This window comes from Mesorhizobium sp. M0239 (assembly GCF_040321815.1).
Lineage (GTDB): Bacteria > Pseudomonadota > Alphaproteobacteria > Rhizobiales > Rhizobiaceae > Mesorhizobium.
Genome location: NZ_JAMYSG010000009.1, coordinates 1 through 14,995 on the forward strand (window position 1 = coordinate 1; position 14,995 = coordinate 14,995).

Genomic DNA, 14,995 nt, shown 5'->3' on the forward strand with positions numbered 1-14,995 from the left:
TCGACCTCAACCTCTGCAGACGATAAGTGACAAAACTGTTCGCGATGTCCTCGCACACCTGTTCGCGATGTCTCCGGTCCAAACAGGGGGGAGATCGGCAGCTTTGCTGGTAGCGCTTTTCCTGCGGTGTGGAGATTGGCGAAAGCAGGACGGACAGCCAATCTCCCCGCTTGCGGGGGAGATGTCCGGCAGGACAGAGGGGGGTGCTGTCCCACCGGCTTTGCCAATCGGCCGATCCCCGCCAAATCGCCCTACTTCGTCTCGCCAATCCTCTCCGCCTTGTCGAGATTGTCCTTGCCGATGACGATCGGCGTCAAAAGCACCAGCTTCTCCTGCGGCTCGGTCTTGTCCTTGGCAAAGGCCACCGCGATGCGCACCGCGGTGCGCGACTGCTCGCCGGGAAACTGCTCGACGGTGCCCGCAAGCTTGCCGTCGCGCACCGCGACCAGCGCTTCCGGCAGTGCATCGAAGCCGTAGATCTTGACGTCGGTGAAGTTGCGAGCGGCGCAGGCCTCCATGGCGCCGAGCGCCATGTCGTCATTGGCGCAGACGATGGCGTCGGGCTTGCCGTTGGCGGCAAGGCCGGCCTCAGTCACCGACAGCGCCTCGGCGCGGGCGAAGTTGGCGGTCTGCTCGAAGACGATCTGATACTTGTCCTTCAAGGGATCGAGCACATTGTGCACGCCCTTGTTGCGGTCGATCGCCGGGCCGGCACCGGGTTGGCCCTGCAGATGGAACAGCTTGGCGCCGTTCGGGAACGCCGCCACCACGGCGTTGGCTTCCGCCTCGCCGCCCTTCACATTGTCGGCGCCGACATGCGCGAGGATGCCCTCGACGCCGTCGACGCGGCGGTCGATCGTCACTACGGGAACACCGGCCTTGACCGCTTCCTCGATGGCCGGCGCCAGTGCGTTGACGTCGAGCGGCGAGATGACGATGGCGTTGACCTTCTGCACCAGGGCGGCCTCGATGTCGGCGGTCTGCTTGGTGGCCGAGTTCTGGCCGTCGCTTTCGGTCAGATTGACGCCTTGCGTGGCGGCTTCCGCCTTGATCTCGTTCAGCATGTGCACGAAGAACGGAAAGCCGAGACTGGGCACCGAGCCAAGGATGGTGAGCTTGTCCTGCGCAAACACCGAGGGCGCGGCAACCATCATGGCGCCGAAAGCCGCGGACGACAGCAGGAATTCACGTCTGTTCATGGGATCCTCCTCCACAAGGACGCACGCCCGAAAACCGGATCGGTTTCAGGAAGGATCATGCGTCGGTTCAAAGTGTGGAGCATCCTCCCTGCGCCCGAAAACGCATGCCGCTCCAGCTGGCCGCCGCTGTAAAAAGAGCCTCCCACCGACGCCTGCACAGGGATGCTAACCCAGCGCCAACCATTTGTGCAACCTCGATATAACAGCGCCGTCCGGCAAATTATCGGAATTGTCGGATTTTTGGATCGTGCGGCATGCTTCCCAGCACAGTAGACACGGCGCTTCGCCTCCTGCGGCCTATTTGGCGTTGACTGACTTCATATTCCTTGTTGAAAGGCCATCATTAAATGTGTATAAATACACATGAAAAGCGCCGACATTATCCGCCTGTTGGAAGCTGATGGGTGGGTTGAAGTTGCCCGAAGGGGCAGTCATGCGCAATTCAAACACCGCGACAGGCTAGGGCGGGTCACCGTCCCTCATCCCAAGCGCGATATTCCAATAGGCACCCTGCGCAGCATCGAAAAACAATCTGGACTGAAACTGAGGTGACGGCCATGAAGCAGTATATCGGACTTATCCATAAGGATGCCGACAGCGACTTCGGTGTGTCTTTCCCTGATTTCCCAGGCGTGATTACCGCCGGCAAGGATCTGGATGACGCCCGGTCCATGGCTGAAGAGGCCCTCGCCCTCCACATCGAAGGGTTGGTCGAGGATGGCGGGGCTGTTCCTGAACCCTCCAGTTTGGAGGCTGTGATGGCGGACGCCGATAATCGCGACGGTGTTGCAATCCTGGTCTCGGCCCAGACCCAGACCAGGAAAACAGTGCGTATCAACGTGACGCTTCCGGACGACATTCTCCAAAGGATCGATGCCTTTGCCGAAGCTCATGGCTATACCCGATCCGGGTTTCTCGCAAAGGCCGCTGAAAAAGTGATGGCGCTTGAAGCGGCGTGACCCGATGAAGCCGCAAATCATCTGCCATATGCTCGCATCACTCGACGGCAGCCTTCATCCAAGCCGCTACACGACAAGTCCGGACGGGACCCGGGCGGAGTGGTCGAGCCTCTACGAGCATATCCACAATGATCTCGCGGCTGACGCCTGGATCGTCGGCCGCGTCACCATGGCCGAGATGAGCAAGGCCGGCGCGCATCCGCCGGCCAATACCGGCAAGGTCGACCGGCCCTATCATTTCGCGCAAAGGGATGCGGGCAGTTATGCCGTGGCGCTCGATGCCTCGGGCAAGCTTCATTTTTCCAAACCCGACATCGGCGGCGACCATGTCGTGGTGCTGCTTGGGCGTGACGTTGCCGACAGCCATCTGGCCGAGCTCGCATCCGACGGCGTGTCCTATATCGTCGCGGAAACGGCGGATATGGATCTCGCCGCGATGGTCGAGGTGCTCGGACGCGAACTCGGCATCCGCCGGCTGCTGCTCGAGGGCGGTGCCGGCATCAACGGCTCGTTCCTTGCGGCCGGGCTCGTCGATGAACTGAGCCTTCTCGTCGCACCCGCGATCGATGGACGGGCCGCGAACCAGGCGTTCGTCGAGTTCGGCGAGAGTGGCCTGCCGGGCAAGATGCAGTTGTCCCTGAAGAGCTGCGAAGCGCTGGCGCATGGACTTGTCCATCTGCGTTACGCAGTTACTCCTGGATGAGGGCTGACCGCCTCGTACAGAAGGGCCGGCAATCTGACTGAAGATTACCGGCCCCTGTATCGTCAGCTTCAGCGCCGATGCTTCAGTCGATCAAGCAGCGTATCGCATGGCGTCGAGATCGGCGATCAGCGTCGGGCCGGTCGGATGCCAGCCAAGCCGTAGCTGGGTCAGCGCGCTGGAGGCCGGCAGATCCATCGGCGCGAACATCGCCATCCAGCCGAAATGCTCCGCCGCTCTTTCCGGCGCGATGGAAACGACCGGCAATTTCAGGCCCCGGCCAAGCGCCTCGGCGATGGCCCGCACCTCGACGCCTTCCTCGCCGACCGCGTGATAGCGCGCGCCCGGTTGCCGCTTTTCCACGGCCAGCCGGTAAAGCCGCGCGACGTCGAGGAGATGGCCCGCGGAGAAGCGGTTGCGGCCTTCGCCGACATAGGCCGAGACGCCTTTTTCACGCGCGATTTCGATGAGCGGCGAGATAAGCCCTTGCTTGACCGGATTGTGGACCTGCGGCAGCCGCACCACCGACACATTGATGCCGGCGTCCAGCAAGGCATTGCCGGCCAGCTCCGAGGCGATGCGCGGATTGGGATGGCCGGGATTGAAGACGTCCTCGATCGCCAGTTCGCCATGCCCGGGGCTGCCCATGCCGACGCCGGAGGTGATCACCAGCGGCCGGTCGGAGCCGGCCAGGGCGGCGCCGAGTGCGGCGATGACGCGCTTGTCCTTTTCGCAATTTTCGGCAAACCGCGAAAAATCGTGGTCGAACGCTGTGTGGATCACAGCCTCCGCCTTGGCCGCGCCGTCGCGCAGCCCCTCGGGATCCTCGAGCGTCCCCCGGAGCACTTCGGCGCCCGCGGCGGCCAGCGCCTCGGCGCCGGCGTCGGAGCGGGTCACGCCGACCACCTGGTGGCCCGCCTGGATGAGTTCGGGAACCAGCGCCGAACCGATGAAACCGGTCGCGCCGGTGAGAAAGATACGCATGCAAAATCTCCTGCACTAGTTGCCTGCGTAATATTGCTGGTCTATTATTCTATTAAAGTAGTGATCTTATCATGGTATAATGACTAACAGGATGCCCTCCAATTCCGCCGGCTCGCTGGCAGCGTTCCTCAAAGACCGGCGCACGCGGCTCGATCCGGCTTCCTTCGGCTTTTCGGGCCGCCGACGCACGCCGGGACTGCGCCGGGAAGAGGTCGCCCAGCGCGCCAACATAAGCCCGACCTGGTACACATGGCTGGAGCAGGGCCGCGGCGGCGCACCCTCGGCCGATGTCCTCAATCGCATCGCCAAGGGGCTGCTGCTGACCGAGGCGGAACGCGAACATCTTTTCATGCTCGGGCTGGGGCGCCGCCCGTGGTCCGCTACAGAGGCGACGAGGGCGTCAGCCCCCGGCTGCAGCGCCTCATCGACACACTCGATGCCAGCCCCGCCATAGTCAGGACCGCCACCTGGGACGTCGTTGCCTGGAACCGCGCCGCGCGGGTCGTGCTGACCGACTACAGCGCCCTGCCCGAAGGCGAGCGCAACATCCTGCGTTTCATGTTCCTGCGCCCCGTCATCCGCGCCAAGCAGCACGATTGGAAAAACCTCGCCCGTTTCGTGGTCGCTTCGTTCCGTGCCGATGCGGCACGCGCCGGCGCTGTCTCCGAGGTGCGCGAACTCGTCGACGAGCTCTGCAGCGCCAGCCCGGAATTCGACGCGCTGTGGCGGGAAAACGACGTGCTCAGCCACGGCGACGGGACAAAGCGCCTGAAACACCCGGAACTCGGCGATATCGAGCTGGAATATTCGGGCTTCGCGGTCGACGGCCGGCCGGATTTGAGCCTGACCGTCTACAACCCGGTCGACAGCGCCGTCGCCGACCGCATCCGCGCGCTGGCTCTCGCCCGACACCCCAAAGAGTAAGGGCCGGACGACCCGTCCGCGGGGATGACGCCCGCCCTCCTTCAAGCGCGCTCGCAGACCGCCTTCAGGATTTGCAAGGTCGGACCCCAGTAGAGATTGGCGTGCGGACGGATCGCCGGTTCGGCGAAGTCGCTGAGCGTCAGCGTCAGCTTCGTCCCCCCATCCATCGGCGCCAGATCGAAGCTGACCACGGTGTGGTTTTCGGGCACGTCCGCCAGCCGCGAGGCCGACAGCGTGCTCCAGTAGCCGTACGCGAAGCTCTTTTCCGGCTCAAAAGCGCGGATGGTGCCATGGTTCTCGAACGGCATTCCGTGCAGCAGTCCGCGCATCACGATCGCGCCGCCGGCATGCCCTTGCAGGCTGACGGTCAACTCCTCGTCGGACATCCATTGCGGGATCATTTCTGGCGTCGTCAGTATCCGCCCAACCTTGGCCGGCTCGGCACCGATGACGACTGTCTTGGTGATCGGCGAGATGTCGGGAGACTCACTCATGCGAAGCAAGTTTATCGCGGATGCGGCGGCGACAATATCGCCGGTCCAAGAACCGCGGATGCCGCCACTGCCCCCTTGCTTTGCGCACGATTGCAGCAGCGCGTCTTGCGAAGCCATTGCAGCCCGTGGCATTTGTCGGCTCCACCAGCACAGACGGCAGCATGACACCACGGCAGACACGACAAAGCGGCAGGCAGGCGGCGCCCGGCGTCAGCCTGAACCGGGCGCTGTCGAAGCTCGGCCTGTGCTCTCGCACGCAGGCCGAGGTGCTGATCGCCGAAGGCCGCGTGCGTGTCGGCGGCAAGGTCGTGCGCGATGCAGCCCTGCGCGTCGACCTCGACCGCGACCGCATCGTTGTCGACGACAGGCCGGTGGTTGCCGAGCGCAAGGTCTATCTCGTCCTCAACAAGCCGCGCGGGCTGGTCACCACCCGCGACGACCCGCAACAACGCGACACCGTCTATGCCTGCCTGGAAGGGCTCGACCTGCCCTTCGTCTCCCCGGTCGGTCGCCTCGACAAGGCGAGCGAAGGCCTGCTGTTGATGACCAACGACACCCGGTTTGCCAACCGGCTGATGGATCCGGCCTCGCATTTGCCCAAGACCTATCACGTGCAGATCGGCATGGTGCCGGACGCAGCGATGCTGGACAAATTCCGCGCCGGCGTGACCGTTGATGGCGAGACCCTGAGCGCCAGTTCGATCGAATTTTTGCGCAGCGGCGGCCGCACCGCCTGGCTGGAGATCGTACTCGACGAAGGCCGTAACCGCCACATCCGTCGCCTGCTCGCCGCGCACGGCGTCGAGGTTCTGCGCCTCATCCGCATCGCTATCGGCCGCCTGCCGCTCGGCGACCTCGCCAAGGGTACGGCACGGCATTTGACGCCGGAGGAACTGGAGCTGCTGGCGGGGTGAGCCCCGCCTGCGCTGGTGCAGGCGCACAGCAATCCTTCCTGACGGAAAGCTGTCAGGAGGCCTGCCCTATAGGTCGGATGGGAGCCCGCCACGGCTTCAACGATCAGGAGCCAAAGCAATGAATTTCGTCTCTATCCGCATCATCACTTCGGACGTTCAGCGCCTCGTGCGCTTCTACGGCGAGATCACGGGCATGCCCGTGACGGTCTACACGGAAGACTTCGCGGAACTGGCGACACCGGCCTGCACGCTGGCGATTGGCAGCACGCGCACCTTGAAGCTGTTCGGCGGCGACATCGCCCGCCCCGCCGACAACCGCACCGTCATCCTTGAGTTCCGCGTCGGCGACGTCGATGCTGAATTCGCCAGGCTCTCGGACCTCGTCAGGAATGTTACTGTGCAGAAGCCAACCACAATGCCCTGGGGCAATCGCTCGCTGCTGTTTCGCGACCCCGATGGCAATCTGTTGAATTTCTTTACGCCGGTGACCGCCGAAGCGATCAAGAAATTCGACAGATAGGGCGGAAGCGGCGCCGCTGGCCAAAGCCGCCCTATTTCTGGTTCCATTTCCGGATGACCGGCTCGCTCAAATCATGCTCGTAGCCGAGCACGCTGATGCTGGCTGTTTCGAGCACGAGCAGCGCGCCGCCTTCGGGCGGCAGCCCGATCCAGCGCGCCGCCAGCACGCGCAAAAAATGCGCGCTGGAAAACACCAACATGTCGGCATTGGCCTTGCGTAACCCGTCAATGATCCTGTCGGCCCGCGCGCCCACATCGGCCGCCATCTCGCCCTTTGGACAACCATCGCGAAACACATTCCAGCCGGGGCGCTCGGCCAGGATCTGTTTTGTCGTCAGCCCCTCATAGGCGCCATAGTCCCACTCCTGCAGATCGTCTTTCTTGACGCTCTGCGCGCCGAAGCCGGCCAATACGCTGGTGTTGTAGGCGCGCTGCGACGGGCTCGACCATACGGCCGAAAAGGACAGGCCCTTGAGCCTATCCGCGACGCCCCGCGCGGCGGCCTCGCCAACCGGGGTCAACGGCATGTCGGTGCGGCCGGTATGCTGCCCCGAAAGGCTCCATGCCGTCTCGCCATGCCGGACCAGATGGATTTGGGGATACACGCTGCTCATGAGATGCCTTTCGATGTGGTCCGGCACCTTAAGCGACGATGCGGCAAAGGGGAATCCGCTTGGTACAAAACTGCGTGGTCGCCTGGCCTTGATCCGCGGCGGGCCGGCCCTGTGATCATCCTGGTGCCGCAACTATATCAAGGCCAGCCTCTACAAGGCTCCCGCCACCACAAGGGCACGGGCCCTTGCACAACAAGTCGAGATCATCATGTACAAACATCTGCTCATCGCCACGGACGGATCGGAACTGGCCGACAAGGGCGTTGCCCACGGCCTGACATTGGCCAAGGACCTCGGCGCCTCCGTCACCTTCGTTACCGTCTCGGAACCATTCCCGATCTTGCCTGGGGCGGCGCCATGGCCGGCTATGCCGCCGGCGATGAGCTCGTCGCCTACAAGGAAGAGGCAGGCCGCTATGCCAAGGAAGTGCTCGCCAAATGCAAGGCGTCGGCGGACGCCGTTGGCGTGGCCGCGGAGGTGGTCCATGTCGAGGACAAGCGGCCCGCCGAAGCCATCCTGGAACTGTCGCAGGCCCTGCGCTGCGACCTGATCGTCATGGCCTCGCACGGCCGTCGCGGACTGGGCAAGCTGCTTCTCGGCAGCCAGACGGCGGAAGTGCTGTCCTACACGGAGATTGCGGTGCTGGTGGTGCGGTAACAGATTTGGCCCAGCGCGCTCCTCACATGCCCGTGAGGCTAAAGCGACAGGATTTATATTGTACGGATTCAATCCGTACCATATAATAGCAGACAAAGGAGATAGCCATGCCTCGCAACGTCGGTGATAACGGTCGAATCGATTTCCGGATTCTGCCCGAAGCGAAAGCCGTGATCGCACGTGCGGCCGCCTTGTCGAATGTCGGCCTGACCGAGTTCGTTACGCGCTCCGCACTGCGTGACGCCCAGGCTGCGATCGAACGCGCCGAACATCTTGCGCTGTCAGAACGGGACAGTCTGCGCGTCCTCGACCTGCTTGAAAACCCGCCCTCCCCGACCAACCGCCTTATCCGCGCCGCCAAAGCCGGCCAGACTCTCGCGTGAACTCCGTCACATGGCAAGAAGTGCCGATCGGGAGACAACATAACCGTGCCGCCTTCGACTGTGGCGACGCGGACCTCAACATCTATTTGCAGCGCTTTGCGCGTCAAAGTCATCAAAGCGGTGGCGCAAAAACTTTCGTCGCCGTGACGGCGCAAGATCCTTTGCGCATCCTCGGCTTCTACTCTCTCAGCCCGGCTTCGATCGACTTTGCCAGGACCCCGGCAGTCGCCAAACGCGGCCTTGGCCGCTATGACGTGCCGGTCTACCGTCTGGGTCGGCTCGCCGTAGACCGTACGATACAAGGCCGCGGCCTTGGCGGCGGTTTGCTGCTCGCCGCCGGGAAGCGCTGTATGGCAGTCGCGGAGGAGCTCGGCGGCGTTGCCTTGCTAATCGATGCCAAAGGTGACCAGGCTGCCCACTGGTATGAAGGTTACGGTGCGATCCGTCTGGATGACGCGCCGCTGTCCCTGGTCCTGCCTTTCGCCGCGATCGCCAAGGCGAGAGCTGCATTCTGAACGCCTGCCGCAAGCTACAGAATACCGTCCTCCACAAGATAGACACCCAGCGCCAGCAATCCGACGAAGAAGACTTTCCGGAAGGTCTCGATGCTCATCCTCCGGCGCAATGCCTGGCCGGCGAACATGCCGGCCAGCGCCGGCGCAAGGGCTGCGACCGATCCCGCCAGTTGCGCGCTCGGCGACGCCAGGGCACCGGTCCTGAACAGCCCGATGGCGAGCGCCGCCGTCGACACGGTGAAGGATAGGCCGAGCGCCTGGATCAGGTCTTCTTTCTCCAGCCGCAGCGATTGCAGATAGGGCACTGCCGGGATGACGAAGACGCCGGTGGCGCCGGTGACCAGCCCGGTCGCCACCCCGACCAGCGGTGACATCAAGGCTTCGTGGCGCACCGGCGTGGTGAAGCCGGCCTTGGCGAGGCCGAGGATCGCATAGAGCACCAGTGCGGCGCCCAGCCCGGCCGAAGCCGCGCCCGTATGCGTGCCGGTCAGCAGCCCGGCACCGGCAACGGTGCCGAGCATCACGCCGGCCATCATCGTCCATAGCCGCTTACACAGGCCGCCGAAGGACGGGCCGGTCAGCAATTGCCAGAGATTGGTGACCAACGACGGGATCAGCAGCAGCGCCGCGGCCTGCGCAGGCGGCATCGTCACCGCCAGCAGGCCCATCGCAACGGTCGGCAGCCCCATGCCGACGACGCCCTTGACGAAGCCGGCGGCGAGGAACACGGCGCCGATCCAAGCGAGGACGCCGGCGCTCAGCATGGTCGTATCTTCAAGGCGGGATCAGTCATGCAGCAGCATATCGGTTGCGTCGGCATCCAGGCTGGCGGCCTTTGCCGGCGCCGCATCGCGGCTGGTGGATACGACCGTCGCCGCGCATCCCCGCAGGCCTGATCCCGCTGGCGCCATGGCAAGGCCAGCCACGGCAATGGCCAGCACGATCGCCGTGCTTTCGAGAATGCCGAGCCGGCCTGACGTTCGTTTGTTCATCACAATTCTCCTTCGAAACTGTTTGACGAAGATCCCGGCCGATCACAATGTGGAAGTTGTGCTGCCAACCTTCGGCCAGGACGAAGGCTGGAGGGCCGATCGCCTTCCCGGGCGCTGAATATTCGCAGGAGCAAAAGAATGCGCTTCGATCTGGTCGATCTCCGCCTGTTCCTGCTGGTGGCCGAACGCGGCAGCATCACCCATGGCGCCGAGCTTGCCGGCCTGGCCCTGGCGTCGGCCAGCGCCCGCATCAAGGGCATGGAGGAGCGGCTCGGCGCGCCGCTCCTGGAGCGCCGCCGCCGTGGTGTGGTGCCAACGCCGGCGGGACAGGCGCTGCTGCATCATGCGCGCGCCGTGCAGAACCAGATCGAGGCCATGACCGGCGATCTGGCCGCCTATGCCACCGGCCTGCGCGCCCGCGTCCGGCTGCTGGCCAACACCGCCGCTACAGCCGAGTTGCTGCGCGACATCCTGCCGGCTTTCCTTGTCGCCCATCCCCAGATCGACATCGATCTCGACGAGCGCCCCAGCCATGAGATCGCGCAAGCCGTGGCCAATGGTGCGGCCGATCTCGGCATCGCCGCAACCTGGGCCGGCCTGTCGCATCTCGAACAGAAACCGTTCTTCACCGACCGGCTGGTGGTGATCGCCGCGCGGAACCGGCCCGGCCTTGAAGGCCGCACCGTCAACCTCACTGAGGTTCTCGGCGAATCTTTCGTCGGCCTCAGCACCGGCCATGCGCTGCAGGAGCACATCACGCGCCAGGCGGCCCGCCTTGGCGGCCATCTGCATGTCCGCATCCGCGTGCCTGGCCTCGACAATGTCTGCCGGCTGGTCGCGCAAGGCGCCGGCATCGCCATCGTGCCGGAAAGTGCGGCGGGTCGTTCCGTGCGCACACTGCGGCTGACCGACGACTGGGCGACGCGCCAGCTCAACCTCTGCGCCCGCCGCTTCGAAGAGCTGACGCCACAGGCAAAACTGTTGGCGGCAGCGCTGGTCTGAGCCCTGACAGCGACCACCTATCACCAGTAGCGCTGAATCATTGCCTTGCTTTTCCAATATCCGTGACGTAGCTTGTTTGCACATTGGCAAAAAAATCGCCAAAGTTTTTTCCTTTTGTGAAAGACGGGGACTTTGCGAGAACATCTCGATCTGACCGATCGGCGGCTGGTCAAACAGCTGTCGCAGGATGCACAGCCGGGCATCAACCGCATCGCGGAGATATTGGCGATTTCGGTGCCGACGGTGCGCACGCGGTTGCGCAACCTGCTCGACCGCAACCTGCTCAAGATCGTCGGCCTGCTGAATCTGACCGAGCGTCCCGAGCTGATCTCGGCCATTGTCGGCATCAATGCCCAAGGGCGCGGCCGGGCCCGCGAACTGGCGCAGCGCATTGCCGAACTGCCCTTCGTCAACTCGGCCTCGGTCGTCACCGGGCGCTTCGACATCATCGTCGACGTAACCGTGGCGGGTGACGTCGCCGACCTCTACCGCGTCACTAGCGAACTGATCCCGGGTGCCGGCGAGCCCGGCGAAGTCGTGCGCAGCGAAACCTTCGTCGTCATGGCGTCCTGCAACAAATGGGTCAGCCTGCCGGAAGGCTGCTGGTCGGACGACCGCAAGGAGCCGGCATGAAGATCGCGGTACTCGGCGGCCTCGGCCTGCAAGGCCGGGCGGCAATCGCCGACCTTGTTGCCAGCGACGGCGTCGAGGAAATCGTCTGCGTCGACACCGCAGCGGATGGCCCGGCCCGGCTTGCCGGCCTGACCGATCTTGCCCGTGTGCGCTTCGTCGTGCCTGAAGGCGCGATCGGCCCGGCGCTGGCCAATGTGCTTGATGATGTCGACGCCGTCATCGACCTGTTGCCGCAGCCATTGATGCGCGAGGCGGTGCAGGCCGCGATCGCCACGCGCACGCCGCTGGTCACCACCAACTACGCCAAGTCGATCGCCGATCTGGCGCCGGCCGCCGAACAAGCCGGCGTCTCGATCATGACCGAATGCGGGCTCGACCCCGGCATCGACCTCGTACTCTACGCGCGCGCCGCCAGGCAGTTCTCTTCGATCACCGCGATCGATTCCTATTGCGGCGGCATCCCCGAGCCGAAGGCGATGGCCAAGCCGCTGTGCTACAAGGTGAGCTGGAATTTCGACATGGTCCTGGTCAGCCAGAACCGCGACAGCGTCATGATCGAGGGCGGAAAGCGCGTCGCGGTGCCGGCCGGCCAGCAGCACGAAAACCCTTTCATCCATGAGATCGAGGTCGCGGGCCTGGGCAGGCTGGAAGCGTTCCCAAATGGCGATGCGCTGCATTATGTCGAGATGCTGGAGGCAGCCAAGGGTCTGCGCCGTTCCGGCCGCTACACGCTGCGCTGGCCGGGATGGTCGGCCTTCTGGGCGCCGCTAAAGGAGCTCGGTTTCCTCTCTGAGGACAAGGTGCCCGGCACCTCCAACAGCCCGCGCGAATTCCTCGGCCGGCTGCTCGGCCCGCAACTGCAATATGGTCCCGGCGAGAAGGACCTGTGCGTGATGCGCAATGTCTTTTCCGGCCTCGAAGGCGGCCGCGCCAAGACGGTGACGTCGGACCTGATCATCGAGCGGGACCTGGCTTCGGGCCTGTTCGGCATGAGCCTCGGCGTCGGCTATCCCGCCAGCATCGTGGCGCAGATGCTGGCGCGTGGCGAGATCACCAAACCCGGCCTGCTCAACCCGCTGCTGGACGTGCCCGACGAACCCTTCTTCGACGAGCTTGCCAGACGCGGCATCAAGGTCACCGAGACGGTGGCCTGGGACTGAGGATTTTCGAACGGTGGCTGCCGCCGGCAACGGCGCTGCCGCTCAAAAAGCACCCCAAAGGGTGAAAAACAACGAAGACATGGAACAATAAAACAAGGAGGACTACCAAATGAAGATTGCCAAGCTTTTCATCGCCGGACTTGCGCTCGCCGGCCTTACCACTGCTGCCTCAGCCGGAACACTGGACGACATCACCAAGCGCGGCGAACTGCGTGTCGCCGTGCAGACCCAGGGACCCCCTTTCTCGCTGGTTGGCGCCAATGGCGAACGCACCGGCAGTTCGGTTGAACTGGCCGAACTGATGGCCAAGGAAATGGGTGTGAAAATCACCTTCCTCGATTTCGACTGGGATGGTCTGATCCCGGCGCTGCTGTCAGGCAAGGCCGACCTTCTGGTCGCTGACATGACACCGACGCTGGCGCGCGGCATGAAGGTCGCCTTCACCACGCCTTACATGTACACCGGCAGCACCGTCTTCACCAAGGCCGACAGCAAGTTCAAGACCACCGAAGACTGCAAGGCCAAGGGCACCAAGATCGCCGTGCTGCTCGGCGCCACCGGCGAGAAGGAAGCCAAGAAAGCCTTCCCCGACGCCGACATCAAGAGCTACAAGGGCGGCGGTCCGCTGCTGCTCGACGCCGTCAACAACGGCCAGGCCGATTGCGGCGTCAACGACGTCTCGGCGGTCAAGGGCCAGTCGACCGCCTATCCGGCCGGCAGCTTCACCATCATGCCGGACCTTCTGTCGAAGGAGCCGCTTGCCTTCGCCACCCGCTATGACGAGCCGGACCTGCTGGTCTGGATGAACCTGTTCCTCAACCAGGTCACCATCGACGGTCGCCTGCAGAAGAACCTCGACTACTGGGTCAATTCCGACGCCTGGAAGAAAGACCACTAAGCAGCGATAAAACCCAGGCGGTTTCGCGCGCGTCTCAAGCGCCGCGAACCGCCTGGAATTTCGCTTCATCCGTCGTTTCCTGCACTCTGGGGATTGCACCCAACGATGCTCGAAAATTTCAGTTTCCGCACCATCGTCGAATACCTGCCGCTGTTCGGACAGGGCCTGATCACGACCGTCTGGCTGTCGGCGCTGTCCTTTGTAGGGGCGCTCATCGTCGGCATCGTGCTGTGCGCCATGAATCTGCAGCGCGGCTGGCTGTTTCGTGTGCCGGCCAAGGCCTATATCGATGCGGTGCGCGCCACGCCCTTGCTGGCGCAGCTCTATTTTCTCTATTTCGGCCTGCCCCGGCTCGGCTTCGTCCTGCCGGAACTCGTCGTCGGCATCCTCGCGCTGTCGTTGAACAGCGGTGCCTATATCGCTGAAATCATTCGCGCCGGTATCTTGTCGATCCCGCGCGGCCAGGTCGAGGCCAGCGTCGCCTCGGGCATGACCTATGTCCAGCGCATGCGCCTTGTCGTCCTGCCGCAAGCCTTCAAGGTGACGATCCCGCCTCTGCTTGGCCAAGCCATCGTGCTGGTCAAGGATTCCGCCCTTCTGTCGCTGATCTCGGTTGCCGAACTGACGCGCGCCGGCCAGTTGCTCGCCTCCGACCGCTTCATGCCGGCCGAAGGTTTCCTCACCATCGCCGCCTTCTATCTGCTGCTCTATTACGGACTGAAGGGACTGGCTGGCGTCTCCAGCCGCTGGCTCGGCACGGCGGGGGCGCGGACATGATCTGGCAACAACTGCAAAGCCTCGCCGGCTCCTATCCGCTGGCCCTGCGCGGCCTCGGCATGACCGTGATGCTGTCGCTGATCAGCCTTGTGCTCGGCACCTTGCTCGGCTTCGGCCTCGGCATCCTGCGCACCGGCGGCAACCAGCTGATCTCGGGCTTGATCGGGGCCTGGGTCGACCTGATCCGCGGCACGCCGTTCCTCGTGCAGATCTTCCTGATCTTCTTCATCCTGCCGGAGTTCGGCATCGAGCTTGACGCCTTCACCGCCGGCATCATCGCGCTGACCAATCTGGCCGCCTGCTTCATCTGCGAGATCGTCGTCGCCGGCATCCGCTCGGTGCCGACCGGCCAGGTCGAGGCGGCGCTGGCGTCCGGCCTGTCGCGCTGGCAGCGCATGCGCCAGGTGGTGCTGCCGCAGGCGATGCGCATCGTGCTGCCGCCGCTGGTCGGGCAATATGTGCTGCTGATCAAGGATTCTTCGGTCGTCTCCGCCATCGGTCTCACCGACCTCACCCGCGTCGGCTGGCTGGTGGTGCAGCGTGTGCCCAACGGCCTCTTGGTCTTCTTCCTCGTCGGCGTCGGCTATTTCATCGTATGCTATCCGCTGATCATGCTGGCCCGTCGGCTGGAGCAGCGCATGGGCGCGGCACATGGCGAGGTGCAGTTGTGA

At 64.0% G+C, this 14,995-nt stretch carries 19 protein-coding genes and 2 pseudogenes; 15 read left to right on the forward strand and 6 right to left on the reverse strand.

Features of this window, described 5'->3' with window-relative positions:
- Nucleotides 1–251: 251 nt before the first annotated feature.
- Nucleotides 252–1,199 (reverse strand): substrate-binding domain-containing protein, encoded by a 948-nt coding sequence (locus NKI99_RS11010; protein WP_128305608.1) that lies wholly within the window; start codon nt 1,197–1,199, stop codon nt 252–254.
- Between the two features lie 363 nt (nt 1,200–1,562).
- Between NKI99_RS11010 and NKI99_RS11015 the strand changes: the two genes are divergently transcribed.
- Genes NKI99_RS11015 through NKI99_RS11025 form a run of 3 tightly spaced genes read left to right on the forward strand, consistent with a single transcriptional unit; the run spans nt 1,563 to nt 2,861 of the window.
- Complete coding sequence (locus NKI99_RS11015) at nt 1,563–1,751, forward strand: type II toxin-antitoxin system HicA family toxin (protein ID WP_127326556.1); 189 nt, start codon at nt 1,563–1,565, stop codon at nt 1,749–1,751.
- A gap of 5 nt (nt 1,752–1,756) precedes the next feature.
- The gene (locus tag NKI99_RS11020; RefSeq protein WP_128305606.1) at nt 1,757–2,158 is read left to right on the forward strand and encodes a type II toxin-antitoxin system HicB family antitoxin; all 402 of its coding nucleotides are present in this window, start codon (nt 1,757–1,759) and stop codon (nt 2,156–2,158) included.
- A gap of 4 nt (nt 2,159–2,162) precedes the next feature.
- The gene (locus NKI99_RS11025) at nt 2,163–2,861 is read left to right on the forward strand and encodes a RibD family protein (RefSeq protein WP_352443114.1); all 699 of its coding nucleotides are present in this window, start codon (nt 2,163–2,165) and stop codon (nt 2,859–2,861) included.
- A 90-nt stretch (nt 2,862–2,951) separates the two neighbouring features.
- Here the strand turns inward: NKI99_RS11025 and NKI99_RS11030 are convergent, their stop codons facing one another.
- A complete protein-coding gene (locus tag NKI99_RS11030; RefSeq protein ID WP_352443115.1) occupies nt 2,952–3,842 on the reverse strand; it encodes an SDR family oxidoreductase in 891 nt (296 codons plus the stop codon).
- Nucleotides 3,843–3,921: 79 nt separating this feature from the next.
- Here NKI99_RS11030 and NKI99_RS11035 point away from each other — a divergent pair.
- Nucleotides 3,922–4,766 (forward strand): annotated as a pseudogene (locus tag NKI99_RS11035) (helix-turn-helix transcriptional regulator).
- Nucleotides 4,767–4,807: 41 nt separating this feature from the next.
- Here the strand turns inward: NKI99_RS11035 and NKI99_RS11040 are convergent.
- A complete protein-coding gene (locus NKI99_RS11040; RefSeq protein ID WP_352443117.1) occupies nt 4,808–5,260 on the reverse strand; it encodes an SRPBCC family protein in 453 nt (150 codons plus the stop codon).
- A 161-nt stretch (nt 5,261–5,421) separates the two neighbouring features.
- On the opposite strand from NKI99_RS11040, the gene NKI99_RS11045 reads away from it, so the two are divergent.
- Together NKI99_RS11045 and NKI99_RS11050 are read left to right on the forward strand one after the other, a co-directional pair.
- A complete protein-coding gene (locus NKI99_RS11045) occupies nt 5,422–6,174 on the forward strand; it encodes a pseudouridine synthase (RefSeq protein WP_352443118.1) in 753 nt (250 codons plus the stop codon).
- A gap of 118 nt (nt 6,175–6,292) precedes the next feature.
- Nucleotides 6,293–6,694, forward strand: coding sequence for a VOC family protein (locus NKI99_RS11050; protein ID WP_352443119.1), 402 nt, complete (start codon nt 6,293–6,295; stop codon nt 6,692–6,694).
- Between the two features lie 31 nt (nt 6,695–6,725).
- Here the strand turns inward: NKI99_RS11050 and NKI99_RS11055 are convergent, their stop codons facing one another.
- Nucleotides 6,726–7,307 carry a histidine phosphatase family protein gene (locus tag NKI99_RS11055; RefSeq protein ID WP_352443120.1) on the reverse strand — a complete coding sequence of 194 codons (582 nt, stop codon included), beginning with the start codon at nt 7,305–7,307 and terminating at the stop codon, nt 6,726–6,728.
- 208 nt (nt 7,308–7,515) lie between these two features.
- On the opposite strand from NKI99_RS11055, the pseudogene NKI99_RS11060 reads away from it, so the two are divergent.
- From NKI99_RS11060 to NKI99_RS11070, 3 genes and pseudogenes are all read left to right on the forward strand, one after another.
- Nucleotides 7,516–7,964, forward strand: a pseudogene (locus NKI99_RS11060) (universal stress protein).
- A 107-nt stretch (nt 7,965–8,071) separates the two neighbouring features.
- A complete protein-coding gene (locus tag NKI99_RS11065; protein ID WP_352610826.1) occupies nt 8,072–8,347 on the forward strand; it encodes a type II toxin-antitoxin system TacA family antitoxin in 276 nt (91 codons plus the stop codon).
- Nucleotides 8,344–8,862 carry a GNAT family N-acetyltransferase gene (locus tag NKI99_RS11070; RefSeq protein ID WP_352610827.1) on the forward strand — a complete coding sequence of 173 codons (519 nt, stop codon included), beginning with the start codon at nt 8,344–8,346 and terminating at the stop codon, nt 8,860–8,862. Before NKI99_RS11065 ends, NKI99_RS11070 begins: the two co-directional genes overlap by 4 nt.
- A 14-nt stretch (nt 8,863–8,876) precedes the next feature.
- Here NKI99_RS11070 and NKI99_RS11075 read toward each other — a convergent pair whose 3' ends face one another.
- A complete protein-coding gene (locus NKI99_RS11075) occupies nt 8,877–9,626 on the reverse strand; it encodes a sulfite exporter TauE/SafE family protein (RefSeq protein ID WP_023813267.1) in 750 nt (249 codons plus the stop codon).
- Nucleotides 9,627–9,647: 21 nt separating this feature from the next.
- On the reverse strand, nt 9,648–9,854 hold the full coding sequence (locus tag NKI99_RS11080; RefSeq protein ID WP_023813266.1) for a hypothetical protein: 207 nt from the start codon (nt 9,852–9,854) through the stop codon (nt 9,648–9,650).
- Between the two features lie 138 nt (nt 9,855–9,992).
- On the opposite strand from NKI99_RS11080, the gene NKI99_RS11085 reads away from it, so the two are divergent.
- The 6 genes from NKI99_RS11085 to NKI99_RS11110 all read left to right on the forward strand — a co-directional run bounded on the left by NKI99_RS11085 (nt 9,993) and on the right by NKI99_RS11110 (nt 14,995).
- Entirely contained in the window at nt 9,993–10,856 is an 864-nt protein-coding gene (locus tag NKI99_RS11085) for a LysR substrate-binding domain-containing protein (protein WP_352551420.1), read from the forward strand.
- Nucleotides 10,857–10,988: 132 nt separating this feature from the next.
- Entirely contained in the window at nt 10,989–11,489 is a 501-nt protein-coding gene (locus tag NKI99_RS11090) for an Lrp/AsnC family transcriptional regulator (protein WP_023813263.1), read from the forward strand.
- Nucleotides 11,486–12,649, forward strand: coding sequence for a saccharopine dehydrogenase family protein (locus tag NKI99_RS11095; RefSeq protein ID WP_352610828.1), 1,164 nt, complete (start codon nt 11,486–11,488; stop codon nt 12,647–12,649). The genes NKI99_RS11090 and NKI99_RS11095 overlap by 4 nt, the downstream gene beginning before the upstream one ends.
- A gap of 109 nt (nt 12,650–12,758) precedes the next feature.
- Nucleotides 12,759–13,547 (forward strand): ABC transporter substrate-binding protein, encoded by a 789-nt coding sequence (locus NKI99_RS11100; protein ID WP_023813261.1) that lies wholly within the window; start codon nt 12,759–12,761, stop codon nt 13,545–13,547.
- 105 nt (nt 13,548–13,652) lie between these two features.
- On the forward strand, nt 13,653–14,324 hold the full coding sequence (locus NKI99_RS11105) for an amino acid ABC transporter permease (protein ID WP_023813260.1): 672 nt from the start codon (nt 13,653–13,655) through the stop codon (nt 14,322–14,324).
- Nucleotides 14,321–14,995: an amino acid ABC transporter permease gene (locus tag NKI99_RS11110; protein WP_023813259.1), complete on the forward strand. Its 675-nt coding sequence runs from the start codon at nt 14,321–14,323 to the stop codon at nt 14,993–14,995. The genes NKI99_RS11105 and NKI99_RS11110 overlap by 4 nt, the downstream gene beginning before the upstream one ends.

What these genes read in the sequence shown, in the direction of transcription:
- NKI99_RS11095 (WP_352610828.1), top strand. Translation starts at nt 11,486, where the DNA reads ATGAAGATCGCGGTACTCGGCGGCCTCGGCCTGCAAGGCCGGGCGGCA.
- NKI99_RS11030 (WP_352443115.1), bottom strand. Translation starts at nt 3,842, where the DNA reads ATGCGTATCTTTCTCACCGGCGCGACCGGTTTCATCGGTTCGGCGCTG.
- NKI99_RS11025 (WP_352443114.1), top strand. Translation starts at nt 2,163, where the DNA reads ATGAAGCCGCAAATCATCTGCCATATGCTCGCATCACTCGACGGCAGC.
- NKI99_RS11105 (WP_023813260.1), top strand. Translation starts at nt 13,653, where the DNA reads ATGCTCGAAAATTTCAGTTTCCGCACCATCGTCGAATACCTGCCGCTG.
- NKI99_RS11010 (WP_128305608.1), bottom strand. Translation starts at nt 1,199, where the DNA reads ATGAACAGACGTGAATTCCTGCTGTCGTCCGCGGCTTTCGGCGCCATG.
- NKI99_RS11015 (WP_127326556.1), top strand. Translation starts at nt 1,563, where the DNA reads ATGAAAAGCGCCGACATTATCCGCCTGTTGGAAGCTGATGGGTGGGTT.
- NKI99_RS11100 (WP_023813261.1), top strand. Translation starts at nt 12,759, where the DNA reads ATGAAGATTGCCAAGCTTTTCATCGCCGGACTTGCGCTCGCCGGCCTT.
- NKI99_RS11055 (WP_352443120.1), bottom strand. Translation starts at nt 7,307, where the DNA reads ATGAGCAGCGTGTATCCCCAAATCCATCTGGTCCGGCATGGCGAGACG.
- NKI99_RS11085 (WP_352551420.1), top strand. Translation starts at nt 9,993, where the DNA reads ATGCGCTTCGATCTGGTCGATCTCCGCCTGTTCCTGCTGGTGGCCGAA.
- NKI99_RS11110 (WP_023813259.1), top strand. Translation starts at nt 14,321, where the DNA reads ATGATCTGGCAACAACTGCAAAGCCTCGCCGGCTCCTATCCGCTGGCC.
- NKI99_RS11080 (WP_023813266.1), bottom strand. Translation starts at nt 9,854, where the DNA reads ATGAACAAACGAACGTCAGGCCGGCTCGGCATTCTCGAAAGCACGGCG.
- NKI99_RS11045 (WP_352443118.1), top strand. Translation starts at nt 5,422, where the DNA reads ATGACACCACGGCAGACACGACAAAGCGGCAGGCAGGCGGCGCCCGGC.
- NKI99_RS11050 (WP_352443119.1), top strand. Translation starts at nt 6,293, where the DNA reads ATGAATTTCGTCTCTATCCGCATCATCACTTCGGACGTTCAGCGCCTC.
- NKI99_RS11020 (WP_128305606.1), top strand. Translation starts at nt 1,757, where the DNA reads ATGAAGCAGTATATCGGACTTATCCATAAGGATGCCGACAGCGACTTC.
- NKI99_RS11040 (WP_352443117.1), bottom strand. Translation starts at nt 5,260, where the DNA reads ATGAGTGAGTCTCCCGACATCTCGCCGATCACCAAGACAGTCGTCATC.
- NKI99_RS11065 (WP_352610826.1), top strand. Translation starts at nt 8,072, where the DNA reads ATGCCTCGCAACGTCGGTGATAACGGTCGAATCGATTTCCGGATTCTG.
- NKI99_RS11075 (WP_023813267.1), bottom strand. Translation starts at nt 9,626, where the DNA reads ATGCTGAGCGCCGGCGTCCTCGCTTGGATCGGCGCCGTGTTCCTCGCC.